This is a genomic window from Pseudomonas sp. GV071 (assembly GCF_003050835.1).
Taxonomy (GTDB): Bacteria; Pseudomonadota; Gammaproteobacteria; order Pseudomonadales; family Pseudomonadaceae; genus Aquipseudomonas.
Window position 1 is genome coordinate 105,103 of record NZ_QAOJ01000015.1, and the last position, 25,065, is coordinate 130,167.

At 62.3% G+C, this 25,065-nt stretch carries 20 protein-coding genes and 1 pseudogene; 16 read left to right on the forward strand and 5 right to left on the reverse strand.

What is annotated here, in order from left to right; genetic code table 11:
- Positions 1–157: 157 nt before the first annotated feature.
- Entirely contained in the window at positions 158–2,068 is a 1,911-nt protein-coding gene (locus C8K61_RS23805) for a sigma-54-dependent Fis family transcriptional regulator (protein WP_108098871.1), read from the reverse strand.
- Between the two features lie 289 nt (positions 2,069–2,357).
- Between C8K61_RS23805 and C8K61_RS23810 the strand changes: the two genes are divergently transcribed.
- The 8 genes from C8K61_RS23810 to ppa all read left to right on the forward strand — a co-directional run bounded on the left by C8K61_RS23810 (position 2,358) and on the right by ppa (position 11,018).
- Positions 2,358–3,878, forward strand: coding sequence for an aldehyde dehydrogenase family protein (locus C8K61_RS23810; RefSeq protein ID WP_108098872.1), 1,521 nt, complete (start codon positions 2,358–2,360; stop codon positions 3,876–3,878).
- Positions 3,879–4,210: 332 nt separating this feature from the next.
- Entirely contained in the window at positions 4,211–5,581 is a 1,371-nt protein-coding gene (gene eat / locus C8K61_RS23815) for an ethanolamine permease (RefSeq protein WP_108098874.1), read from the forward strand.
- Positions 5,582–5,719: 138 nt separating this feature from the next.
- Positions 5,720–7,114 carry an ethanolamine ammonia-lyase subunit EutB gene (locus C8K61_RS23820; RefSeq protein WP_108098876.1) on the forward strand — a complete coding sequence of 465 codons (1,395 nt, stop codon included), beginning with the start codon at positions 5,720–5,722 and terminating at the stop codon, positions 7,112–7,114.
- Between the two features lie 138 nt (positions 7,115–7,252).
- On the forward strand, positions 7,253–8,080 hold the full coding sequence (gene eutC, locus C8K61_RS23825; RefSeq protein WP_108098879.1) for an ethanolamine ammonia-lyase subunit EutC: 828 nt from the start codon (positions 7,253–7,255) through the stop codon (positions 8,078–8,080).
- 125 nt (positions 8,081–8,205) lie between these two features.
- Positions 8,206–8,661, forward strand: coding sequence for a GNAT family N-acetyltransferase (locus C8K61_RS23830; RefSeq protein ID WP_108098881.1), 456 nt, complete (start codon positions 8,206–8,208; stop codon positions 8,659–8,661).
- A 235-nt stretch (positions 8,662–8,896) separates the two neighbouring features.
- Positions 8,897–9,553, forward strand: coding sequence for a DedA family protein (locus C8K61_RS23835; protein WP_108098883.1), 657 nt, complete (start codon positions 8,897–8,899; stop codon positions 9,551–9,553).
- 12 nt (positions 9,554–9,565) lie between these two features.
- A complete protein-coding gene (locus tag C8K61_RS23840; protein ID WP_108098884.1) occupies positions 9,566–10,378 on the forward strand; it encodes a zinc-dependent peptidase in 813 nt (270 codons plus the stop codon).
- 112 nt (positions 10,379–10,490) lie between these two features.
- Positions 10,491–11,018, forward strand: a complete 528-nt coding sequence (gene ppa / locus C8K61_RS23845; RefSeq protein WP_108098886.1) for an inorganic diphosphatase — start codon at positions 10,491–10,493, stop codon at positions 11,016–11,018.
- A gap of 260 nt (positions 11,019–11,278) precedes the next feature.
- Here the strand turns inward: ppa and C8K61_RS27140 are convergent, their stop codons facing one another.
- Positions 11,279–12,637, reverse strand: a complete 1,359-nt coding sequence (locus C8K61_RS27140) for a PAS domain-containing methyl-accepting chemotaxis protein (RefSeq protein ID WP_108098888.1) — start codon at positions 12,635–12,637, stop codon at positions 11,279–11,281.
- A 405-nt stretch (positions 12,638–13,042) separates the two neighbouring features.
- On the opposite strand from C8K61_RS27140, the gene C8K61_RS23855 reads away from it, so the two are divergent.
- The 3 genes from C8K61_RS23855 to C8K61_RS26780 all read left to right on the forward strand — a co-directional run bounded on the left by C8K61_RS23855 (position 13,043) and on the right by C8K61_RS26780 (position 17,548).
- Positions 13,043–14,359: an NAD(P)/FAD-dependent oxidoreductase gene (locus C8K61_RS23855; RefSeq protein WP_178086503.1), complete on the forward strand. Its 1,317-nt coding sequence runs from the start codon at positions 13,043–13,045 to the stop codon at positions 14,357–14,359.
- 470 nt (positions 14,360–14,829) lie between these two features.
- Entirely contained in the window at positions 14,830–15,396 is a 567-nt protein-coding gene (locus C8K61_RS23860) for a LemA family protein (RefSeq protein WP_108098891.1), read from the forward strand.
- A 1-nt stretch (position 15,397) separates the two neighbouring features.
- A complete protein-coding gene (locus C8K61_RS26780; protein ID WP_158272538.1) occupies positions 15,398–17,548 on the forward strand; it encodes a DUF2207 domain-containing protein in 2,151 nt (716 codons plus the stop codon).
- A 117-nt stretch (positions 17,549–17,665) separates the two neighbouring features.
- Here C8K61_RS26780 and C8K61_RS27360 read toward each other — a convergent pair whose 3' ends face one another.
- Positions 17,666–18,538 carry a methyl-accepting chemotaxis protein gene (locus C8K61_RS27360; RefSeq protein ID WP_371920024.1) on the reverse strand — a complete coding sequence of 291 codons (873 nt, stop codon included), beginning with the start codon at positions 18,536–18,538 and terminating at the stop codon, positions 17,666–17,668.
- Positions 18,524–19,657, reverse strand: a pseudogene (locus C8K61_RS27365) (methyl-accepting chemotaxis protein); the annotation flags it as partial. The gene C8K61_RS27360 and the pseudogene C8K61_RS27365, both read right to left, overlap by 15 nt.
- Before the next feature lie 258 nt (positions 19,658–19,915).
- On the opposite strand from C8K61_RS27365, the gene aroQ reads away from it, so the two are divergent.
- The 5 genes from aroQ to C8K61_RS23895 all read left to right on the forward strand — a co-directional run bounded on the left by aroQ (position 19,916) and on the right by C8K61_RS23895 (position 24,171).
- Positions 19,916–20,356 carry a type II 3-dehydroquinate dehydratase gene (aroQ, locus tag C8K61_RS23875; protein ID WP_108098897.1) on the forward strand — a complete coding sequence of 147 codons (441 nt, stop codon included), beginning with the start codon at positions 19,916–19,918 and terminating at the stop codon, positions 20,354–20,356.
- Positions 20,357–20,358: 2 nt separating this feature from the next.
- On the forward strand, positions 20,359–21,213 hold the full coding sequence (locus C8K61_RS23880; protein WP_178086504.1) for a shikimate dehydrogenase: 855 nt from the start codon (positions 20,359–20,361) through the stop codon (positions 21,211–21,213).
- A gap of 75 nt (positions 21,214–21,288) precedes the next feature.
- Positions 21,289–21,816, forward strand: a complete 528-nt coding sequence (locus C8K61_RS23885) for a TRAP transporter small permease (protein ID WP_108098899.1) — start codon at positions 21,289–21,291, stop codon at positions 21,814–21,816.
- Positions 21,813–23,093 (forward strand): TRAP transporter large permease subunit, encoded by a 1,281-nt coding sequence (locus C8K61_RS23890; protein WP_108098901.1) that lies wholly within the window; start codon positions 21,813–21,815, stop codon positions 23,091–23,093. The genes C8K61_RS23885 and C8K61_RS23890 overlap by 4 nt, the downstream gene beginning before the upstream one ends.
- Before the next feature lie 58 nt (positions 23,094–23,151).
- The gene (locus C8K61_RS23895; RefSeq protein ID WP_108098903.1) at positions 23,152–24,171 is read left to right on the forward strand and encodes a TRAP transporter substrate-binding protein; all 1,020 of its coding nucleotides are present in this window, start codon (positions 23,152–23,154) and stop codon (positions 24,169–24,171) included.
- A 134-nt stretch (positions 24,172–24,305) separates the two neighbouring features.
- Here C8K61_RS23895 and C8K61_RS23900 read toward each other — a convergent pair whose 3' ends face one another.
- Positions 24,306–24,974 carry a TetR/AcrR family transcriptional regulator gene (locus tag C8K61_RS23900; protein WP_108098905.1) on the reverse strand — a complete coding sequence of 223 codons (669 nt, stop codon included), beginning with the start codon at positions 24,972–24,974 and terminating at the stop codon, positions 24,306–24,308.
- Positions 24,975–25,065: the final 91 nt, after the last annotated feature.

The window sequence follows — 25,065 nt, forward strand, 5'->3', positions numbered from 1 at the left end:
ACGTCCTTGGCCGGTGGCTATGCAGGGCATAGCAATACGCCACTGCCGAGGATGTACGCAGGGCGATTTCGAGGAAAGCTCGCGGTGTGATCGGGCGCACAAACCGGTGTAATAGTCCCGGCAGCGCCCGTTACTCGCCGCAGCTTCCCCGCCGCGCCTACGGCCGCTCGATGCCGTGTTTGTGCAGTTTGCGATACAGCGTGTTGCGGCTGATGCCCAGCTGTTCGGCGGCGCGGCTCATGTGCCAGTGCTGCTGCTCCAGGGTGCTGAGCAAGGCGCTGCGTTCGGCGGCATGCAGGGGCTGCTCGTGCGCCGGGGTTGGCTGCGATGGGCGTTGGCGGAACTCGGCGGGCAGGTCGCTCAGGCTGATGCGCTCGCCGTCGCACAGCGCCGCCAGGGTGCGTAATACGTTGCGCAGTTGCCGCACGTTGCCAGGCCAGGGGTGGTTGAGCAGGGCCTGACGCGCGTCGGGGTCCAGACGCAGGGGCTGGCCCTGGGCTTCTTCGTTGAGCAGGTGCTGCAGCAGTTGCTCGCGGTCGCTGCGTTCGCGTAGCGGCGGCAGGTTGAGGACCAGGCCGTTGAGGCGGTAGTACAGGTCTTCGCGAAAGCTGCCGTTGGCCACGTGCTCGCCCAGTTCGCGGTGGGTGGCGCTGATTATCCGCACGTTAACCGCTTGTGCGGTGCCGCCGATGGGCACCACCTGGCGCTCCTCGAGTACCCGCAGCAAGCGGGTTTGCAGGGCCAGCGGCATGTCGCCGATTTCATCGAGGAACAGGGTGCCGCCGTCGGCCTGTTGCAGCTTGCCGGTCATGCCCTCTTTGCGCGCGCCGGTGAAACTGCCGCCGCGGTAGCCGAACAGTTCGCTCTCGATCAGGCTTTCCGGAATGGCTGCGCAGTTGAGGGCGACGAAGGCGTGGCTGGCACGCGAGCTGGCCTGGTGAATGGCTTTGGCGAAGGCTTCTTTGCCGGTGCCGGTTTCGCCATTGATCAGCAGCGGCACATCGCGTTCGAACACCCGCAAGGCGCGGCGGAATTCGCCCTGCAGGGCGACATCGCCGAGGCACAGGTTGGCGGGGATATCCGCCGGCGGTTGTTTGCTGGTCAAGCGACCGATAGAGGAAGTCAGCGCCTGCGGCTGACTGCGCGCCACGCCACGCACCTGGGCAAACAGCGCGCGGCCGTTGTGGGTGCGCAGCGGCCAGCTGCTGCCGTGACCGGCGCGGCCGGCGAGTTCATCCAGGCGGCAGTCGAAGAAGGCTTCCAGGGGCTGGCCGATCAATTGCGCGCGGCGGGTGCCGAGCAGGTTCATCGCGCTCTGGTTCACGGCGTTGATCCGCCCTTCCCCATCAAAGGCCAGCAAGCCTTCGCTGAACAGGCCGACGTATTCGGCCTGCAGGTGAAAGCGCAGTAACCACTGGCCCTCGAAGCGGCGCAGGAAGTAGCAGCTTTCGATCATCTTGGCCGACAGGTTGACCAGCGCCATGGTGTGGAACTGGCTTTGCCGCGAGACGTCCTGGCGCGCCGAGGACACATCCAGCACCGCGAGCAAATCGCCCTGGCAATCGAACACCGGGCTGGCCGAGCAGGTCAGCCCGGTGTGACGGCCACGGAAATGTTCGTCCTGGTGAATGGTCAGCGCCTGGCGCTCCACCAGGCAGGTGCCGATGCCGTTGGTGCCTTCGCAGGCTTCGCTCCAGTCAGCGCCCAGCCACAGGCCGGCGCGCTCGAAGGTTTTGCGTTCGGAGTTGGCAGTGACGCTGTTGAGGATCACCCCGCGGGCATCAGTGAGCAGCACCGCATGGCCATCACCGGCCAACTGCTGATAGAGGCTGCTCATTTCGCCACTGGCGATTTCCAGCACCTGCTGCAGTTGCTCGCGGCGCTCCAGCACGCGGGCGTGTTCGAGCACGGTGGGTGCCATGGTCTGGCCGGGGTCCAGATGGTAGTCCTGCAAGCAGCGCAGCCAGGAGCGCGCGATGGAAGGATCGGCGGCCGGGCCGTCAAATTGGGTTTTGCCCTGGGCCAGCGTCATCACCTGTTGGGTGTGACGGTTGAAATGACTCTGCATTGTTATTGTTCTCCGCAGTGTGCCCTCGGTTTGCGCCTGTAAGCGCCGGGGCCGGGCTGAGCATAGCCTGGCTCATGCGCCAAGGCTGTACCAAGAATGGAACAAACTGTCACCGGCGCTGTTGCACAACCGCCCATCAGTTACCCACCCGCGCCAAGAGCCTACCGCCAATCCCCCGTCGCCCGTGCCTTCCGGCAATTACGCCGGCGTGGCGCAACCCTTGCTCTACGCTTAACCCAGCGCTTAAGCGCGTACTCCCAACAAGCACAAGAGCCAGGAGAACTTCACCATGCAATACGCACATCCGGGCACCAGCGGCGCCATCGTTTCGTTCAAAAGCCGCTACGGCAATTACATCAACGGTGAGTTCGTGGCCCCGGTCAAAGGCCAGTACTTCACCAACACCTCGCCGGTAAACGGCAAAGCCATCGCCGAATTCCCGCGCTCCACGGCCGAAGATATCGACAAAGCCCTGGACGCTGCGCACGCCGCCAGCGACGCCTGGGGCAAGACCTCAGCCCAGGACCGCTCACTGGTGCTGCTGAAAATCGCCGACCGTATCGAGGCCAACCTAGAGCTGCTGGCCGTCACCGAAACCTGGGACAACGGCAAGGCCGTGCGCGAAACCCTGAACGCCGACATCCCCCTGGCTGCCGACCATTTCCGCTACTTCGCCGGCTGCATCCGCGCCCAGGAAGGCAGTGCCGCCGAGATCACCGAACACACCGTGGCCTATCACATCCACGAGCCGCTGGGCGTGGTTGGGCAGATCATTCCCTGGAACTTCCCACTGCTGATGGCCGCCTGGAAACTCGCCCCTGCCCTGGCCGCAGGCAACTGCGTGGTATTGAAACCGGCCGAGCAAACGCCGCTGGGCATTGCCGTGCTGCTGGAGCTGATCGGCGACCTGCTGCCGCCGGGCGTACTGAACGTGGTGCAGGGGTTTGGCAAGGAGGCGGGCGAGGCGCTGGCGACCAGTAAACGCATCGCCAAAATTGCCTTCACCGGCTCCACCCCGGTGGGTTCGCACATCATGAAATGCGCGGCAGAAAACATCATTCCGAGCACCGTGGAGCTGGGCGGCAAGTCGCCGAACATCTTCTTCGAAGACATCATGCAGGCCGAGCCAAGCTTTATCGAAAAGGCCGCCGAAGGCCTGGTGCTGGCGTTCTTCAACCAGGGGGAAGTGTGCACCTGCCCGTCGCGGGCGCTGGTGCAGGAGTCGATCTACCCGGCGTTCATGGCTGAGGTAATGAAGAAGATCACCCAGATCAAACGCGGCGACCCGCTGGACACCGACACCATGGTCGGCGCCCAGGCGTCCGAGCAGCAGTTCGACAAGATTCTCTCCTACCTGGAAATCGCCAAGGGCGAAGGCGCCGAGCTGCTCACCGGCGGCAAGGTCGAGCAACTGTCTGGCGACCTGGCCAGCGGGTATTACATCCAGCCGACCCTGCTCAAGGGCAACAACAAGATGCGCGTGTTCCAGGAAGAGATCTTCGGCCCGGTAGTAAGCGTCACCACCTTCAAGGACGAAGCCGAAGCCCTGGCGATTGCCAACGACACCGAGTTTGGTCTGGGTGCCGGGCTGTGGACGCGGGATATCAACCGGGCGTATCGCGTTGGCCGGGCGATCAAAGCCGGGCGTGTGTGGACCAACTGCTACCACCTGTATCCGGCGCATGCGGCGTTTGGCGGGTACAAGAAGTCGGGGGTTGGGCGCGAGACGCACAAGATGATGTTGGATCACTATCAGCAGACTAAAAACCTGTTGGTGAGTTATGACATCAATCCGCTAGGTTTCTTTTAACAGCTGAAAACCCTCTCCCCAGCCCTCTCCCGCTAGCGGGCAGAGGGGGCCTGATCGGCGTTTCTGACCAGACCTCGGCTTGGCTCCCCTCTCCCGCTCGCGGGAGAGGGGCTGGGGGAGAGGGCCACTACACGCACCATTTCAGCCCCCACCCCATCCCACCGAAATAACCGACCCATCAGTCATTCCCACCCCCGCACCAAAAACGACCCGCACCCCTGCCAATCGCGACCTTTTCCCAACCCCTCGCAACATTTTGTTGCCGATGGCATGGCCGTTGCGTGAACGGTCCGGTCTTTCTGATCTGTTCAACACTCAGGGCGGGTACTCATATGACTACAACAACACAACTCAAACCCACGCTAGGCACCCTGCATTTATGGGGGATTGCCGTTGGCCTGGTGATTTCTGGCGAATACTTCGGCTGGAGCTACGGTTGGGGAACCGCTGGCACTTTGGGCTTTCTGGTCACCGCGCTGATGGTCGCGGCGATGTACACCTGTTTCATCTTCAGCTTCACCGAGCTGACCACCGCCATTCCCCACGCTGGCGGCCCGTTCGCATATGCCCGTCGCGCCTTTGGTGAAAAGGCCGGGCTGATGGCCGGACTGGCCACCCTGATCGAGTTCGTGTTCGCGCCGCCGGCCATTGCCATGGCCATTGGTGCCTACCTGAATGTGCAGTTCCCGAGTCTGGATCCGAAACACGCCGCCGTCGGCGCGTACTTCGTGTTCATGACCCTGAATATTCTCGGCGTGCGCATTGCCGCCACCTTCGAGCTGGTGGTCACCGTGCTCGCGGTAGCCGAACTGCTGGTGTTTATGGGCGTGGTTGCCCCGGGCTTCAGCTTCAGCAACTTCGTCTTGAACGGCTGGTCTGGCGCCAATGAATTCAGCGCTGCATCGATCTCCGGTATCTTCGCGGCCATCCCGTTCGCCATCTGGTTCTTCCTCGCCATCGAAGGCGCGGCCATGGCCGCTGAAGAAGCCAAAGACCCCAAACGCACCATTCCCAAGGCCTACATCAGCGGCATTCTGACCCTGGTGTTCCTGGCGGTTGGCGTGATGATCATGGCCGGTGGCGTAGGCGACTGGACCAAGCTCTCGGGCATCAACGACCCACTGCCCCAGGCAATGAAAACCGTGGTCGGCGAGAACTCCGGCTGGATGCACATGCTGGTATGGATCGGCCTGTTCGGTCTGGTGGCCAGCTTCCACGGCATCATCCTGGGCTACTCCCGGCAGTTCTTCGCCCTGGCTCGCGCCGGTTACCTGCCTAAAGGCCTGGCCAAGCTGTCGCGCTTCCAGACCCCGCACCGCGCGATCATCGCCGGCGGCCTGGTGGGCATCGCCGCGATCTACAGCGACGGCCTGATCAACCTGCAGGGCATGAGCCTGACCGCGGCAATGATCACCATGTCGGTGTTCGGCGCCATCGTCATGTACATCATCAGCATGCTCAGCCTGTTCAAACTGCGCAAAACCGAGCCAAACCTGGAGCGCACCTTCCGCGCCCCGGGCTACCCGATCGTGCCTGGCATCGCCCTGGCATTGGCGGTGGTGTGCCTGGTGGCGATGGCGTACTTCAACACCACCATCGGCCTGATCTTCCTCGGCTTCATGGCGGTGGGCTTCGTCTACTTCCAACTGACCGCCGCACAGCGCGCCGCTGCGCCGGCCGATGCCATGCTCAACGGCATCTGATTGCGGCCGTGGGGTAACTGATCCACCTGGGCCCGCTTTGCGGGCCCAGTCTTTGCAGAACCTATCTGCGATGCGGCTGAACTAGACTGGCTTAGCCCCATCGCAAATAGGCTCTCGGAGCCAATAGAAGGAGTGCCTATGGCCCGTTTTTCTCATTCGGTGGGCAGCGAAACCTACCGTTTTGAAAGCCTCAAAGAAGTCATGGCCAAAGCCAGCCCGGCACGCTCCGGTGATTACCTGGCCGAGGTGGCTGCCAGCAACGATGGCGAGCGCGTAGCCGCGCAGATGGCCCTGGCCGATATCCCGCTCAAGCATTTCCTCGATGAAGCGCTGATTCCCTATGAGCAGGACGAGGTCACGCGCCTGATCATCGACACCCACGACAGCCTGGCCTTCGCCCCCGTCAGCCACCTGACCGTCGGCGGCTTTCGCGACTGGCTGCTCAGCGATCACGCCAACGAAACCAGCCTGCGTACCCTGGCCCCTGGGCTGACGCCGGAGATGGCGGCAGCGGTGTCGAAGATCATGCGCGTGCAGGACCTGGTGCTGGTGGCGCAGAAAATCCGGGTGGTTACCCAGTTCCGCGGCACCCTCGGTTTGCCGGGCCGGCTGTCCACCCGCCTGCAGCCCAACCACCCCACCGACGAACCCGCCGGCATTGCCGCGAGCATTCTCGACGGCCTGCTGTACGGCAATGGCGACGCCATGATCGGCATCAACCCGGCCACCGACAGCATCGCCTCGATCTGCGCGATGCTGGAAATGCTCGATGCGATCATCCAGCGCTACGAAATTCCCACCCAGGCCTGCGTGCTCACCCACGTCACCACCTCGATTGCCGCCATCGAGCGCGGCGTGCCGCTGGACCTGGTGTTCCAGTCCATCGCAGGCACCGAGGCGGCCAACGCCAGTTTTGGCATCAGCCTGAAGTTGCTCCAGGAAGGCTATGAAGCGGGGCTGAGCCTCAAGCGCGGCACCCTGGGCAACAACCTGATGTATTTCGAAACCGGCCAGGGCAGCGCCCTGTCAGCCAACGCCCACCATGGCGTCGACCAGCAAACCTGCGAGGCGCGCGCCTACGCGGTGGCCCGCCACTTCAAGCCTTTCCTGGTCAACACCGTGGTTGGCTTTATCGGCCCGGAGTATTTGTACAACGGCAAGCAGATCATCCGTGCCGGCCTGGAAGACCACTTCTGCGGCAAGCTGCTCGGGGTGCCGATGGGTTGCGACATCTGCTACACCAACCACGCCGAAGCCGACCAGGACGATATGGACATGCTCCTGACCTTGCTCGGGGTGGCGGGCATCAACTTCATCATGGGCATACCCGGCTCCGACGACATCATGCTCAATTACCAGACCACCTCGTTCCACGACGCCTTGTACGCCCGGCAAACCCTGGGCCTGCGCCCGGCGCCGGAGTTCGAAGCGTGGTTGCAACGCATGGGCATCTTCACCCAGGCCGACGGTCGCGTGCGCTTTGGCGAGCAGTTGCCGCCGGCGTTCAGACAGGCGTTGGCGCAGTTGAGTTAAGAGACAGGGCATGGGCACTCAATCTTCGGCCCAACAAAAATCTGGGTGGGAGGGGCTTTAGCCGCGATGCTGTTGATCTTAAAAGCTCGCGGCTAAAGCCCCTCCCACAAGGACCGCGTAACTGTTCAAGGACCCGGCATGGACAACGAAATCAAGGGCAGCATCGACAACCCCTGGCAGGAGCTGCGCCGCCTCACGCCCGCGCGCATCGCCCTGGGCCGCGCCGGCACCAGCCTGCCGACCAACGCCCAGCTGGATTTCCAGTACGCCCACGCCCAGGCCCGCGATGCCGTGCACCTGCCGTTCGACCATGCCGGCCTCAGCGCGCAACTGGCCGAACGCGGTCGCCCGAGCCTGTTGCTGCACAGCGCCGCCGCCGACCGCCACAGCTACCTGCAACGTCCGGACCTGGGGCGCAAGTTGAATGCCGAATCGGCCCAGGCCCTGCGCGACCACGCTCAAGCCAACCCCGGCGGAGTCGACCTCGCCATCGTCATCGCCGACGGCCTGTCCGCGCTGGCCGTGCATCGCCACAGCCTGCCGTTTCTGCAACGCCTGGAAGAACAGGCGGCTGCCGATAACTGGAGCCTGTCGCCGGTAGTGCTGGTGGAACAGGGCCGCGTGGCGGTGGCCGATGAAGTGGGCCAACTGCTGGGCGCGAAGATGGTGGTGATCCTGATTGGCGAGCGCCCAGGCCTCAGTTCCCCGGACAGCCTGGGCCTGTATTTCACCTATGCGCCCAAGGTTGGTCTCACCGATGCGTACCGCAATTGCATCTCCAATGTGCGCCTGGAAGGCCTCAGCTATGGCATGGCCGCCCATCGCCTGCTGTACTTGATGCGTGAGGCGTGTCGCCGGCAGCTGTCAGGCGTAAACCTCAAGGACGAAGCCGAAGTGCACAGCCTGGGCGAGGAAAACTCCCAAGACATGCGCCACAACTTCCTCCTCGATGCGCCGAAAGTCTAATGACTGACGTCGGATCAAACGCTTGCTTGGATTGCGCTTTCTAGCCACGCCAGGCAGCATCTCGGCAACGCTGGCATTGCCCATGCATCGTCAGCGCAGCCCATCAAATTGCAGTCGAGGCCATTATGCGCATTGTCCAAGCCACCCTTGAGCACCTGGATCTGTTGACGCCGCTGTTCGTCAAATACCGCGAGTTCTATGGTGAGCTGCCATTTCCGGATTCCTCGCGCAAATTCCTCGAAGTGCGTCTGCGCCGCAAAGAGTCGGTGATCTACCTGGCCCTGGCCGATGACGAGGACAAGCTGATGGGCTTCTGTCAGCTGTATCCGAGCTACTCCTCGCTGTCGCTCAAACGCGTGTGGATTCTCAACGACATCTATGTGGCCGAAGACGCCCGCCGCCAGCTGGTAGCCGACCGTCTGCTGCAAACCGCGAAGAAGATGGCCAAAGAAACCAATGCCGTGCGCATGCGGGTGTCCACCAGCAGCAACAACGAAGTGGCGCAGAAGGTTTACGAGTCCATTGGTTTTCGCGAAGACACCCAGTTCAAGAACTACGTGTTGCCCATCAACAGCGACTGACTTTAAGCATTCACAGGGCCGCGCTAGCCTCGCTCGCGGCCCCAAGAGCGAACGCCGCGCCGCACGGCGCACCAAGGCAGGGCAATGTTTTTCCAGCGTTGGGCCACCGGTCGCATTGCTGGAAACGCGCTGCAACAAACTGCAGCGCGAGCCCGGGACCTTGCTCTTATAATGCCGACCGACCTACCGGCTATCGAACGCCAGTGCCTTTTTACCGCAGCGCAATAGGCGTCATATGGAATTCAACCCGATTGATCTGATTCTGCACCTGGACAACTACCTGGCCGTGCTGGTGGCCAACTACGGTGCGTGGATCTACGCCATCCTGTTTTTGGTGATCTTTTGCGAAACCGGCCTGGTGGTCATGCCGTTCCTGCCCGGTGATTCCCTGCTCTTTATCGCTGGCGCCATGTGCGCGACCGGCAGCATGGACCCGGTGGCATTGGCGGCGTTGTTGATGGCCGCGGCCATACTCGGCGACAGCACCAATTACCTGATTGGGCGCAATGTCGGGGAAAAACTCTTCAGCAACCCGAAATCGAAAATCTTCCGCCGCGACTACCTGCAACGCACCCACGATTTCTATGACCGCCACGGCGGCAAGACCGTCACCCTGGCGCGCTTTCTGCCCATCGTGCGGACCTTCGCGCCGTTCGTGGCCGGCGTCGGCAAAATGCACTACCTGCGCTTTCTCGGCTTCAGCGTGCTGGGCACGGTGGCCTGGGTCGGTGGCCTGGTCACCCTGGGCTACTTCTTCGGCAACACACCGTTCGTCAAAGAAAACCTCTCGCTGATGATTCTGGCGGTGATCGGTTTCTCCCTGCTGCCGATGCTGATCGGCTGGCTGCATCACCGCCTGCGCCCCGACACCGCGCCCGACTCGGCCAACTGACCGGCGGCGCCCATGTGGTTTTTGCGTGGCTGGCGCCAGCGCCGCATTCTCGCCAAGCACCCGATTACGCCTGAAAGCTGGGCACGGGTGCTGCAGCGGCTACCGATTCTCGACGGCCTGAACGCTGAAGAACTCAAACGCCTGCAGCGCCGCGCCGTGCTGTTTCTGCATGACAAACACCTGACCACCCTGCCCGGCGTCGAGTTGCACGGCGAAGACCGCCTGCACCTGGCGGCCCAGGCGCAGTTGCCGTTGCTGCACCTGCCGGATCTCAACTGGTACCAGGGCTTCCACGAGATTCTGCTGTACCCCGGCGACTTCGTCAGCCCGCAGCGCCACCGCGACCCCAATGGCATCGAGCACGAGTGGGACGGCGAACACAGCGGCGAGGCCTGGCTGCGCGGCCCGGTGATTCTGGCCTGGCCGGGGGTAGTCAGCAGCGGCACCTGGGATGCCTACAACCTGGTGATTCACGAGCTGGCGCACAAACTCGACATGCTCAACGGCGATGCCAATGGCCTGCCGCCGCTGCACCGCAACATGCGCATTGAGGAGTGGTCGAGCGCCATGCAGAGCGCCTACGACGACCTCAACGCCCAGTTGGACCACAACCCCGACGCCGAAACCGCCATCGACCCCTATGCTGCGGAGAACCCGGCGGAGTTCTTTGCGGTCACTAGTGAGTACTTTTTCAGCGCGCCGGATCTGCTGGCACAGGCCTACCCCAAGGTGTACCAGCAGTTGCAGTTGTTCTATCAACAAGACCCGCTGGCGCGCCTGCACAGCCTGCACACGCACCGCTTGAACGAGACGAACGCGACTTAAGGCGCAGTCGCCAAGCATGGTAACGGCAGGCGTTTATGCCTATAATCGCGCCCACTTTTTGGCCGGCACACGCTGCGCCAGACCTGATTGGCCAACCAAGGGAAGCGAACCCATGAGCTACAGCAAGATCCCGGCCGGCAAAGACCTGCCGAACGACATCTACGTCGCCATCGAGATTCCGGCCAACCATGCGCCGATCAAATACGAAATCGACAAAGACAGCGACTGCCTGTTCGTCGACCGTTTCATGGCTACCCCGATGTTCTACCCGGCCAACTACGGCTACATCCCCAACACCCTGGCTGACGATGGCGACGCCCTCGACGTGCTGGTGGTCACCCCGTATCCAGTAGCCCCAGGCTCGGTGATCCGCGCGCGTCCAGTGGGCGTGCTGCACATGACCGACGAAGCCGGTGGCGACGCCAAACTGCTCGCCGTACCGCACGACAAACTGTCGCAGCTGTACGTCGACGTGAAGGAATACACCGACCTGCCGCCGCTGCTGCTTGAGCAGATCAAGCACTTCTTCGAGAACTACAAAGATCTCGAGAAAGGCAAATGGGTCAAGGTAGAAGGCTGGGGCAACGCAGACGCGGCCCGTGCCGAGATTTTGAAGGCGGTTGCGGCTTACCAAAAATAAGCCAAGGCTTCCCACTAAAAACCGGCCACAAGCCGGTTTTTTTTATGGGTGTAAGAAAGCGATCGGCTGCGCGTCGGCCTGGCTGCGTTAAAAAAGGCGTTCCGATGCTCATGGGCTACAGCCCACTGCGCTCGAAACGCCTTTTTTGCTCGGCCTGACCAGGATTGCCAGACCTAGCTCGCTCGATCTGGATTGGCGAGGTAGATCAAAGGCAAAACTTGTCCTTTGTGGGAGAGGCTTCAGCCTCGATGCTTTTGATCTTAGGCGCGAGACATTGTCGGTTTGGCTTTGGCGGTTGAATCGTGGCCGTCGAGGGTGGCGGCAAACCGGCTGACTGCTTCCACCGCGCCGCTGGCGCCATCTCTGATCTGCACAATCACCGCGCCGGCCTGGTCGGCCAGTTCCACGCCGTGGTTCGCCACTTCCTGGGTCTGGGTCATGCTCGCTACGGCGTCGCGGGTTTGTTGCAGGATCTGGCCGATCAGTTCGGCGATTTCGCTGGTAGCGCCGCTGGTGCGGCCGGCCAGGCTGCGCACCTCGTCGGCGACCACGGCAAAACCACGCCCCTGTTCGCCGGCCCGCGCCGCTTCGATGGCAGCGTTAAGCGCCAGCAGGTTGGTCTGGTCGGCAATGCCGCGAATGGTGTTGACGATGGCGGTGATCTGCTCGGAACGCGCGCCCAATTGCGCGACCAATGCGGCCGAGGCGCCGATGTTATCCGCGATCTGGCGCATTTCGTGGGCGGTTTGCTGGATAACGTCGGTGCCGTGCTCGGCGGCTTTCTCGGTTTCAGCCGAGATATGGTAAGCACGCGCAGCGCTGTGGGCGTCCTGCTCTTGTTTCTCAATGCGCTCGCTGATGTCGCGGGCGAATTTGACCACTTTGCACAATTTGCCGTCGGCGTCGTAAACCGGGTTGTAGGTGGCTTCCAGCCACACCACGCGACCGTGTTTGGCCAGGCGCTTGAATTGCCCGCCGCGGATTTCGCCGCGGTTGAGGCCGCGCCACAGTTCGGCGTATTCGGCGCTGTTGACCAGGCTTGGCTCGCAGAACATGCGGTGCGGTTTGCCGACGATCTCGTTGAGGCCATAGCCCATGGCATGGACGAAGTTGTCGTTGGCGGTGAGGACATTGCCCTCGAGGTCGAATTCGATGATTGCCATGGCCCGGTCAACGGCAGCCAGGCGGGCGTGGATATCGCTTTCGCGCAGCACCTTGGCGGTAACGTCCATGGCGTACTTCACCACGCTCACTGCCTTGCCGTTGCCGTCGAGCACCGGGTTATAGCTGGCTTCCAGCCAGACTTTGCGGCCGTTGGCAGCCACCCGCTGAAAGGTGCCAGAGACAAATTTGCCGGCGCGCAGCGAAGCCCAGAGGTCGAGGTACTCCTTGCTGTTGGCATGCGCGGCGGTGCAGAACTCGCGGTGCGCTTTGCCAACCACCTGGTCGGCGCGGTAACCCAGGGTGTCGAGGAAGTTCTGGTTAGCCCGCCGCACGCGGCCGTCCAGATCAAACTCAACCACGGCCATGGAACGCTCAAGAGCCGCCATCAATCCTTTGAACCCTTCCACTTCGGCCGTCCTGGCTGCCAGCTCTAGCTTCAGATTCTTGGAAAACATCGTGTGACCTCGCGAGTGAATTCTGACCATGGCGCAATGGCAAAACACGCCAGAAAACATGGCCGACTGACATCAAGGCGACACTAACAAAAAATTGTACAAACAGGGCAATCATGTACAAGTATTTCTGCAACAGCAGATGAGCGGCACACGTGCGATTTGCGGCGAGGCACGCAGGGTTTGAACCAGTAACTCGTACATGGAACAGGCCGCCGCCAGGCAGCGACTCCACGCTCGGCAGCTCCAGCATAGGTAGCGTTTTGCACGCAGGTAGCGCGGGTGGTGCGGCGTGCACCGCAGGGGCAACTTTTTCCTAGGCAGCGACTACATAAATCATATTTTCGCTATTGGCTGCGGCTGAACAGAATGCGCCCATCGCTGCTCTCATTTCGCCGCCCGTGCGAAATGGACCAGGCCTCGACCGCCTTTCAGAAGGACGCCGCTGTGACCGTTGAAACAACCTCTATCGACACACTCGTGATTGGCGCAGGCCAGGCCGGTATCGCCATCAGCGAACACCTCTCCAACCTCGGCGTTCCGCACCTGGTGCTGGAGCGCAGCCGTATTGCCGAAGCCTGGCGCTCGGGGCGTTGGGATTCGCTGGTGGCCAACGGCCCGGTCTGGCACGACCGCTTCCCCGGCCTGGAATTCGAAGGCATGGAGCCCGACGCCTTCGCCGGCAAAGAGCAGGTGGCCGACTACTTCGTGCGCTACGCCGAAAAATTCAACGCGCCGATTCGCACCGGCGTCGAGGTGCATAAAGTCACCCGCAATGCCGACCGCCCAGGTTTCACCGTGGAAACCTCGCAAGGGGTGTTCGAAGCCAATCGTGTGGTGGCTGCCACCGGCCCGTTCCAGAAACCGGTGATTCCGCCCATCGCGCCAAAACTGCTGGGCATCAACCAGATCCACTCGGCCGACTACCGCAACCCCGCGCAACTGCCAGCTGGCGCTGTGCTGGTGGTGGGCGCTGGCTCCTCCGGCGTACAGATCGCCGATGAGTTGCAGCGCGCCGGCAAGCAGGTGTACCTGTCCGTCGGCGCCCATGACCGCCCGCCGCGCGCCTACCGTAACCGTGATTTCTGCTGGTGGCTGGGCGTGCTTGGCGAGTGGGATGCGCCGGCCAGCAAACCAGGCAAAGAGCACGTGACCATCGCCGTCAGCGGCGCCCGTGGCGGCCATACCGTCGACTTCCGCGCCCTGGCCAAATTGGGCATCACCCTGGTCGGCCTGACCGATTCGTTCAGTGGCAACGTAGTGAAGTTCAAAGCCGACCTGGCGCAGAACCTCGCCGCTGGCGACCAGAACTACCTGTCATTGCTGGACGCGGCGGACGCCTATATCGCCCGCAATGGCCTCGACCTGCCGGAAGAACCGGAAGCGCGGTTCTTCTTGCCGGAACCGGCGTGCGTCACCGATCCGCTGCAGGAACTCGACCTGGCCAAGGCTGGCGTCACCTCGATCATCTGGGCCACCGGTTATGCGGTCGACTACAGCTGGCTGCAGGTCAACGCCTTCGACGCCAATGGCAAACCGCAGCACCAGCGCGGCGTATCCAGTGAACCCGGGGTGTATTTTCTCGGCCTGCCGTGGCTGCTGCGCCGTGGCTCGACCTTTATCTGGGGGGTGTGGCACGACGCCAAGATCATTGCCGACCACATCGCCACCCAGCGTAAGTACCTGGCCTATCGCGATGCCGGCCAACGTAAAAACGCGGTCTGAAAAAAAGGGGGCTGCGCGTTGAGCGAGCCCCCTTTTCAGTTCCCGGTGTGTGTCAGTGTTTACCCTTGAGCAGGCCGTGCAACGCGGCTGCCAGCAACAGTGCAAAGCCCAGCAACAGCGCCAGCTTGCCCCCCCCTCGTAGGCAAAACCAACTTCCTGGCAACCGCCGCTCAGCAACTCGACACACCCGGCCACGCTCTGGTGATACGCCAACAGCACGGCGGCCAACACCACCAGCATCACCCCAAGCGTCACCAATACCCTTTCCACTTTGCTCATCCGCTCACCCTCCCATTCGGCGCCCAACTGCGGGGCGCACGCTGAGGGTTGACGCTACGCGGCGAGAGCGAATGGCGATTTCCGACGGTCCTTAAGCCTGAGTAGGTTGCTTCCCAAGCGCGCCGCCACACCCCGTTTTGCAGTAGCATCGCCAGCCAGACAAACGCCGCCGCGCGGCCAGGGAGTGAGGTATGCAGGGATTGTGGGTGTGGGGCGTAATAGCCGTGTTGGTGCTACTCGCCGTTGCCGTGATCTACGGCTACAACCGCCTGGTGTTCAACCGTGCGCGGGTGGCGGCGGCCTGGAGCGATATCGATGTGCAGCTCAAGCGCCGCTCCAGCCTGATTCCGCAGTTGGTCGACTGCCTGAAAACCTACATGGCCTACGAGAGCAGCACCCTCACCGCACTCACCGAGCAGCGCAGCCAGGCGCAACGCGCCGAGCGCAGCGATGCAAACGAGCGCGGCGCAGCGGAAAGCCTGGTGTCGGCCACTTTGCTGCAGGTGTTTGCGCGCGCCGAGGCCTATCCCGAGCTGAAGGCCGACAGCGTATTCCTCGACCTGCAGCACAACCTCAGCGAGGTTGAAGAAACCATCCAGATGGCCCGCCGTTACTACAACGGCGCGGTGCGCGAACTGAACGTGCTGGTGGAGTCGGTACCGAGCAACCTGATCGCCAATGCCTTCGGTTTTACCGGTGCGGTGTATTTTTCCCTCGACGATGCCAGTCAGGCGCAGCCGCCGAAAATGGAGTTTTGACATGTACGCAAGACTGACTCACGCCCTGGCGCTGCTGCTGTGTTTGCTGCCGGCCACCTTCACCTTCGCGGCCTATGACGAGGATGTGCCCACCTACATAACGGTCGAGGCGGTGCAAGCGCAGGACGCGGACGATGCCACCCCCTATGTGCGCGACGCGGCTGAAGAGGGGGTCATGGATGCGGCGATGGACGCCGATGGCAACATCGTCGAGTACCCTTCCGTGACCGAAGCCAGCCCCACCGTCGATTTCGGTAACGAGGCTTACGCCGCCGGCCAAGCCACAGACGTTACCGGGGAGCGCATCGACCAGTTCGATATCGAACTCAAGGTTGAGCCCAGCGGCGACCTGCTGATTACCGAGCGCATTCAGGTCACCGCCAATGGCGACAAAATTCGCCACGGCATTTACCGCGACATTCCCACCACCTACAGCCTTCCTGGCGGCATGGTGCGCAAAACGCCCATCGCGTTACTGGGCGTCACCCGCGACGGCAACAGCGAGCCGTACAAAAAAGAACGGACCCAGTGGGGCGTGCGCTACTACCTCGGCTCGCCGGACGTGTACGTCGAGCCTGGCCAACATGTGTACGAGCTGCGCTACCGCATGGATGCCCAACTGCACTTCGGCGCAAACAAAGACGAGCTGTACTGGAACCTCACCGGCAACCAGTGGTTGTTCCCCATCACGCAGGCCACGGCCACCATCGAATTGCCCCAGGGCGCACGCATCGACCAGATGACCGGCTACACCGGTTATGCGGGCTCGACCAGCGGCCGCGCCTACACGGTGCTGCGCAAGGGCGATAACTTCGTCAAGCTGGCCACCACCACGCCGCTGGCGGCCGAAGAAGGTTTTACCGTGGCGCTGGACTGGCAGGCCGGCTTGGTCAAACGCCCCAACGCAATCATGAACACAATCAGGCTGCTGTGGGACAACCTCGGCATGGTGGTGGGCGTACTGGCCGTGCTGGGTTTGTTTGCCTATTACCTCTACTGGTGGAAAAAGATCGGCCGCGACCCCGCCAAAGGCGTGATCATTCCCCGTTACGAGGCGCCGCCAAACGTCAGCCCGGCACGCGCCGGCTATGTGTGGAATGAGGGGTTCAGCAGTGCGTTCGGTGACACCGAGGCGATGACCATCACCCTCACCGACCTGGCTCGGCGCAAGGTGGTGAGCATCGCCGACGCGCCCGAAAGCAGCGCATTCATCATCAGCAAAGGCGAGTTGAACGCCGATGCACAGCCCCATGAGCAGGCCCTGTTTGGCCATCTGTTCAGCGCTGGCAAAGGTGAAATCCGCGTGGGCAATAGCTATGTCAAAGCACTGAAAGAAGCGCTGGCCGCTCACAGCGAAAATCTCAGCGCGTGGGGCGACAGGCTGTTCAGCAAAAACCGCAAACCCTGGTACCTCGGCATTCTCGGCGCGTTGCTGGCTTTCGCGGCCATGGGCCTGCTGGGTGACCCCGAGATGTTGTTCGTGTTTTTTCCGCTGATATTCGTCGCCGTCGGCGTCGGCTTGATGATCTTTGGTTGGCGCACGCTCACCGGTACCCAGAGCCAGTTCGTCGGCATTGTGCCCATGCTCTTCGGCCTGCCTTTTGCCCTCGCTGGCCTGGGCATCGCCCTGGCCATGTTCAGCGGCACCTCGCCTGTCGTCACCGTGTGCGTGTTGCTGATGGCGCTGTTGATCGGATTGTTCCGGGGTTGGCTGGAAGCGCCCAGCGTTGAAGGCCGCGCCACCCTCGATGCGCTGGAAGGCTACCGCGACTACCTGCAACTGGCCGAAAGCGACACCCTGGCGCGCGCCGCCGATGCGCCGGCGATGAGCATTGCGCTGTACGAACAGCACCTGCCCTATGCCATGGCCCTGGACGTGGAAAAGCAATGGACCGCGCGTTTCAGCGCCGCCATTGCCAGCGGCGTGATCGAGCTGACCGAGCCGGATTACCGCCCCGAGTGGTACCGCCACAGCAGCCGCTTCACCTCGCCGAGCGCCTTCAGCGGCGCCCTGGCCTCGGCGGCCGCCAGCGCTTCCACCCCACCGCCGAGCCCCTCGTCGGGCTCCAGCTCCAGTTCGGGCAGCAGCAGCTCGTCTGGCGGTGGTTCGTCGGGCGGAGGTGGTGGCGGGGGCGGTGGAGGCGGCTGGTAACGTGTTGACCACCGTTTGCAGGAATCGAGGCTGGATCGGATGGCCGCCCCCTCTCCCGCATGGGCACGCATAACCCTGTGGGAGAGGCTTTAGCCTCGATGTTTTTGACCTTGGCGATTAGATGCGGAAACGCTGCACCAGGCTCTGCAAGTGACCACCCAGCCGGGCCAGCTCAACACTCGACGCCGCCGTCTCCTCACTCGCCGCCGCTGTCTGCTCCGACACGTCACGCACATTCAGCACGCTGCGGTTGATCTCTTCGGCCACGGCGGTCTGTTCTTCGGCGGCGGTGGCGATCTGTTGGTTCATCGCCTGAATCGCCGACACAGTGCGGGTGATGCTGCCCAACGACTCACCGGCGCGGCGGGTCAGCTCGACGCTGCTGTCGGTCAGGTCGCGGCTGCTTTCCAGGGTGGTTGCCACCTGCTGGGTGCCGCTTTGCAGGCCGCTGATCAGCTCTTCGATTTCTTCGGTGGACTGCTGGGTGCGCTGCGCCAGGCTGCGCACCTCGTCGGCAACCACGGCAAAACCACGCCCGGCCTCACCGGCGCGCGCCGCTTCGATGGCGGCGTTGAGGGCCAGCAAGTTGGTCTGTTGGGCCACCGACTTGATCACATCGAGCACGCTGCCGATCTTGTCGCTTTCGCGCTTGAGGTCGTTCATGGCGTTGGTGGAACTGCCCACCGCCACCGCCAGGCGTTCGATCTGTGCCACCGCTTCGCCGACTACCCGATCACCGTCGCGGGCTTGCAGGTCGGCGGCCTTGGCGGCTTCGGACGCTTCTTCGGCATTGCGCGCCACCTCTTGCACGGTGGCGGTCATTTCATGCATGGCGGTGGCGACCTGATCGGTCTCGACCTTCTGGCTGTTGACCCCGGCGCTGGTTTGCTCGGTAACCGCCGACAGCTGCTCGGCGGCGCTGGCGATCTGGGTGACGCCATCGCGGATGCCGCCGATCAAGTCGCGCAGGCCCAGGGTCATCTGCTGCATGCTCGATTGCAGTTGGCCCAGTTCGTCACCGCGACGGGTTTCGATGTCATGGCTGAGATCGCCCGAGGCAATACGCTCGACCCGGCGCAGCACGGTTTTCAGCGGTCCGACGATCTGCCGAGTGATAAACAGCGCGGCAATCAGGCCCAACACCACGGCCACTAAGGAGGCCACCAGCAGAATGATTTTCGCCTCGCGCTCTTCGGCATCGCGCTTGGCGTTCTGGCTGATGGTGAGCTTCGTGCAGTTGTCGAAAATCTGCGTGATCTGGGTATCCAGCACGGCTTGCGCCGCAGCGACGCTGGCCAACGCCGCGGCAAACTGGCCGACGGTGGTGCGGTAGCCATTCAAGGCCTCGGCAACTTTCTGCAAACCGGCCGCTTGCTCAGCGGGCAGTTTTTCGCCCAGGGGTTTGAGATTGGCCAGCGCCTGGTCGATGGCGGCCAAGGCTGGTTGTTGCAGGTCGGCGCGACCGCTGTAGGTGAAGCCACGCAATTCGAAGCGCGCGTTCTGAATCAGCGCGCCCTGGGCGATCACCGCGTCGACGGCTTCTTCATGCTGTTCGGCGTTCTCCGGCGCGACCTCCACGCCATGCAGCGCGGTGCTGACGGTGCCCAACTCGGCCACTGCGGCATCGGCGTACTTACCGAACTGCCCACGCAAGGATTCACGGGTAGCAACCGCCTGGGTCATCTGGTTGAACGCCTGGCGGTACAGGCTACTGGCATCGCTGGTCTGCTTGAGCAGCGCCAGGTCGCTGGGCATTTTCATTCTCTGCATGCCGACCTGAACCCCGGCATCGAGCTTGTCGAGGTTTTCCAGCACCGCCGCGCTGCGGCTACTGTCGGTGCTGTTGAGCATGTAGCCCAGGCGCGTTATGCGCACATCGCGGGCGGTGGCGGCCAGCTTGGAAATGGTCGCCAGCTTGTCGCCACGCTCCAGCACCGAACTCAAGCCGATCCAGCCAGACAACGTGATCAACAGCGTCAATAGCAGGACCAGGGCAAAACCGAGGGCCAGTTTTGCGCCGACGCTGATATTGCTCAGCGCCTGAGTAAGCCATCCAAACATGGGGGGTGTTCTCCGGAAATCGAAGCAGAAGCAACGGGGCAGAGGCATCAGCTCTTGTCGGCTGAGTCCTACGCAATATATCGACTTATCCCTCGCAACCTTAAGCGCGATTTGAACACCTGATAGGCGGCGATAAGCCAAGCCCCACGCTTTGTCGGCGGCACACAGGCGGCGCAGAGAAAGTGGTCGATTATCGAGCAACTCTGCCGTACTGTATTGACCGGATTAACCAGTTAGTACATTTTTCTCCCAAGCGAACTTGGCGCTCCCCCAGCCGAGTCGACAATAACAATGGAGAACAGCTGTATGCCTCGTCCCCTGCTGGTGCTCAACGGCCCCAACCTGAACATGCTCGGCACCCGTGAGCCTGCCACCTATGGTCACGAAACCCTCGCCGATATCGCCGAGCTGTGCCGCCGCACCGGCAGTGCCAAGGACTTCGAAGTGGAGTTCCAGCAAACCAACCACGAAGGCCAGTTGATCGACTGGATTCACCAGAGCCGTGGCCGCTGCGCCGGCATCGTGATCAACCCCGGCGCCTGGACCCACACCTCGGTTGCCATCCGCGATGCCCTGGTGGCCAGCGAACTGCCGGTCATCGAGGTGCACCTGTCCAACGTGCACAAGCGCGAAGAATTCCGTCACCACTCCTACGTGTCCGGCATCGCCGTGGCGGTACTTGCCGGCTTTGGCAGCAATGGCTACCGGATGGCCATCGAACACTTCGCGCAGCTGTTGGAGGCCTGAGCATGTCCAGCCCCCACAGCGTTCTTGCCGGCCTGATCGGGTCCGGCATTCAAGCCTCACGCACACCCGCGCTGCATGAACATGAAGGCGATGCCCAAGGCATGCGTTACCTGTACCGGTTGATTGATCTTGATGCGCTCAAGCTCGGCCTCGACAACCTGCCGGAGCTGCTCGACGCCGCGCAAAGCACCGGTTTCACCGGCCTTAACATCACCTTCCCATGCAAGCAGGCAGTGATTCCGCTGCTCGATGAACTGTCGCCAGAAGCGCAAGGCATTGGTGCGGTAAACACCGTGGTATTTCAAGGTGGCAAGCGCATCGGCCACAACACCGACTGCCTGGGCTTTGCCGAAGGTTTTCGCCGTGGCCTCAGCGATGTCGCCCGCGAGCGTGTGGTGCAGATGGGTGCTGGCGGTGCCGGTGCGGCCGTGGCCCACGCGCTGCTGATTGAAGGCGTGCAGCAGCTGAGCATTTTTGACGTCGACGCCAGCCGTGCCCAGGCCCTGGCCGACAACCTCAACCAGCACTTTGCCGGCAACCGTGCCCAGGCCGGCAGCGACTTGGCCACAGCCATGGCCAATGCCGACGGCCTGGTCAACACCACACCGATGGGCATGGCCAAGTTACCCGGCATGCCGGTGCCCAAGGCGCTGCTGCGCGCCCCGCTGTGGGTGGCAGAAATCGTGTATTTCCCGCTGGAAACAGAGCTGCTGCGTGAAGCCCGCGCCCTTGGTTGCCGCACCCTGGATGGCGGCACCATGGCCGTGTTCCAGGCCGTCAAAGCGTTCGAGCTGTTCAGCGGCGTGGCAGCCGATGCGCAGCGTATGCAAGCGCACTTCAAAGGAATGACCGCCTAACCGACAACCGCTCCTCAACAATAAAAATGGCGCCCACGGCTCAGGCCTGTGGTCAGCCTTGCGAGATCAACAACAATGACAAAAATGATCGATCTGTACTTTCGCGTGCTCAAACTGATCGTCGTGCTGTGCATGCTCGGCATGGTGGTGATGGTGTTTGGCAATGTGGTCATGCGCTACGCCTTCAACTCCGGCCTGACGATTTCCGAAGAGCTGTCGCGCTGGCTGTTCGTGCTGATGGTGTTTCTCGGTTCACTGATCGCCATGCGCGAGCGCGGCCACCTGGGCCTCGACCTGCTGATCAAAAAACTACCGCCGCGTGGCCGCAATCTGTGCCTGGCCGTTGGCCAGGTGATGATGCTGTACATCGCCTGGCTGATTCTCAGCGGCAGCTGGCAGCAGGCGGTGATCAACCTCGACGTGGTCGCCCCCGCTTCCGGCCTGTCGATGGCCTGGTTCTATGGCATCGGCGTGGTGTTCGGGGTGACGGCGATACCCATCATCATCGGCGAGCTGATTCTGGCGCTGCGCGGTCGCCTGCCGCTGGGCAAGGCGGAAATCGAATCGGTGCACCTGCCCGTCAATGAGGGGAGCCGTCCATGACCCTTCTCCTGTTTCTCGGCTCCCTGCTTGGCACCATGGCCCTGGGTATTCCGATCGCCTTCGCGCTGCTGTTGGTCAGCGTGGTGCTGATGTGGCAACTGGACCTGTTCGACGCGCAGATCATTGCGCAGAACCTGCTCAATGGCGCCGACAGTTTCCCCTTGCTGGCCGTGCCGTTTTTCATGCTGGCCGGCGAGATCATGAATGCCGGGGGCCTGTCGCGACGCATCGTTAAAATCGCCATGGCCCTGGTCGGGCACAAGCGCGGCGGCCTGGGTTATGTGGCGATCATCGCCTCGTGCCTGCTGGCCTCGCTGTCCGGCTCGGCAGTAGCCGATGCCGCCGCGTTGGCCGCCTTGCTGGTGCCGATGATGGTGCAGGCCGGGCACAACAAGGAACGCGCGGCGGGGCTGATCGCCTCGGGCGGCATCCTGGCGCCGATCATTCCGCCGAGCATCGGTTTTATCGTGTTCGGTGTGGCGTCGGGCGTGTCGATTTCCAAACTGTTTCTGGCTGGCATCGTGCCGGGCCTGCTGCTGGGTGTGTCGCTGGCGGTAGCCTGGTGGTTTGTCTCACGCAGCGAAAACATCGCCACGCCGGAAAAGGCCAGCCGCACTGAAATCATCAAAACCCTGCTCGATGGCAGCTGGGCCCTGGGCCTGCCGCTGATCATCGTGTTCGGCCTCAAGTTCGGCATTTTCACCCCCACCGAAGCGGCCGTGGTGGCGGCGGTGTATGCCCTGGGCGTGTCGCTGTTCGTGTACCGCGAGCTAAAAATCAGCCAGCTCTATGAAGTAGTGTTGTCAGCGGCGAAAACCACCTCGGTGGTGATGCTGCTGGTCGCCGCGGCCATGGTGTCGTCCTGGCTGATCACCATCGCCGACCTGCCCGGCCAGCTTACCGATGTGCTGGCGCCGTTCCTCGACTCGCCGACCATCCTGCTGCTGATGATCATGCTGCTGATCGTGCTGGTCGGCACGGTGATGGACATGACCCCCTCGATCCTGATCCTCACCCCGGTGCTGATGCCGGTGGTGATTCAGGCCGGCATCGACCCGGTTTACTTCGGCGTGCTGTTTCTGGTGAACACCTCGATCGGCCTGATCACACCACCGGTGGGCACCGTGCTCAACGTGGTCTGCGGGGTCGCTAAGCTGAGCCTGGAGGAGATCACCCGCGGCGTTTGGCCATTCATGCTCGCGCAACTGATTGTGCTGGCCCTGCTGGTGCTGTTTCCGCAGCTGGTGTTGGTGCCACTGAAGTTTTTCGCCGGGTAGTCGGCGGCCGTTAATAGAAGTCTCGCAATTCAAACAACAACAATGGAGAGCACTAACCATGAAGAACTGGCTGAAACCCTTACTGACCTCCGCCTGCGCGGCGGGCCTGCTGCTCAATGCGCTGTCGGCCCAGGCCGAGATTGGCGAACACACCCTGCGTTTTGCCTTCCAGAACGTTAAAGAACACCCGCAAGGCCAAGGCGCGCAGAAGTTCGCCGACCTGGTGAAAGAGAAAAGCGGCGGCAAGATGACCGTGCGCCTGTTCCCCGGCGGCGTGCTCGGCGGTGACCTGCAGACCGTCTCAGCACTGCAGGGCTCGACACTCGACCTCACCGTACTCAACTCCGGCATTCTCGCCGCCCAGGTGCCGGAGTTCGCCCTGCTCGACTTCCCTTTCCTGTTCAACAACACCCGCGAAGCCCAGGCGGTGATCGACGGTCCGGTGGGGCAGGAACTGGCCAAGCGCCTGGAAAGCAAAGGCCTGCTCAGCCTGGGTTACTGGGACCTGGGGTTCCGCAACCTGACCAACAGCAAAACCCCGGTGACCAAGTGGGAAGACATGGAAGGCCTGAAGGTGCGCGTGATTCAGTCGCCGATCTACCTGGAAACCTTCAAGGCCCTGGGCGCCAACCCGGTGCCGATGCCGTTCCCCGAGGTGTACACCGGCCTGGAGCAGAAAACCGTCGATGGCCAGGAAAACCCCTTCACCGTGATCAAGGGCAGCAAGTTCAACGAGGTGCAGAAGTACCTGAGCGTGACCCAGCACATCTATAACCCGCAGTCGTTCGTGATCGGCGCGAAAAGCTGGGGCAAGCTGAATGCCGAGGAGCAGGCGGTGATCGTCGAGGCGGCCAAGGAAGCCACGGCCTACCAACGCAAAATCACCGCCGCCGCCCAGGACGCGGCGTATTCCGAACTGTCGGTGGAGATGCAGGCCAACTCCATCTCGCCGGCCGAGATGGCGCGTTTTCGCGAAAAGGTCAAACCGGTGATCGAGCAGTTCTCCAAAGCCATGGACCCGGCGCTGGTCAAGGCCATGTATGAATCGGTGGAGGCAGTGCGTTCTTCCAGTAACTGAGTTTCGCCAGGCATACAAAAACGGCCCAGTGGGCCGTTTTTTGTTTGAGATTGTCTTTCCCAGGGATCGCGGCGGCTCCTACAGACAGCACGTTATCGTAGGAGCGGCTTCAGCCGCGATTCCTGCAAGCCTCGCTACTTGCGCAAGTACGCCAGCACCGAATCGCAAACCATCTGTTTGTGCCGCAGCTTCACCTGCTCATCCGTCAGGTCGATCTGGAAGATCTCGCTGAAGGTGTGGCGGTTCGACACCCGGTAGAAGCAGAACGAGCTGATCAACAAATGCATATCGATGGCCTGCAAGCCCGGGCGGAACAGCCCGGCGGCTTCGCCACGGCGCAGGGTTTCATCGAGCAGGTTGAGCACGTTGTGGCTCAGCGAGCGAATGGTCGGCGACTGTTTGACGTTGGCGCCGTTATGGATGTTTTCGATGCAGACGATGCGCACGAAATCCACATTGCGGTCGTGGTGATCGAAAGTGAATTCCACCAGCCGGCGAATCGCTTCAAACGGCTCCAGCTCAGCCAGGTGCAGTTGAGCCTCGGTGCGGCGGATGTCGCCGTAGAGTTTCTCCAGCACTTCAACGTAGAGCTGCTCTTTGCTGTTGAAGTAGTAGTAGATCATCCGCTTGGAGGTATGGGTGCGCTCGGCGATGGCATCCACCCGGGCGCCAGAGAGGCCCTGCTGGACGAATTCGACGATGGCCGCCTGCAAGATATTCTCGCGGGTCTTTTCCGGGTTGTTCTTGCGACTTTTGCGAGGGGCCTCTAGCTGCGCCTCGGGAAGTTCTTGAGTAGTTGTCATACGAGGCTCGCGGCCAGTTAGGCAAGGTAGCGGCGATTATGGTCCTGGCCGTGGCCCGAAGAAAGCCTGGCGCCGAGAAGATTTCGACGCC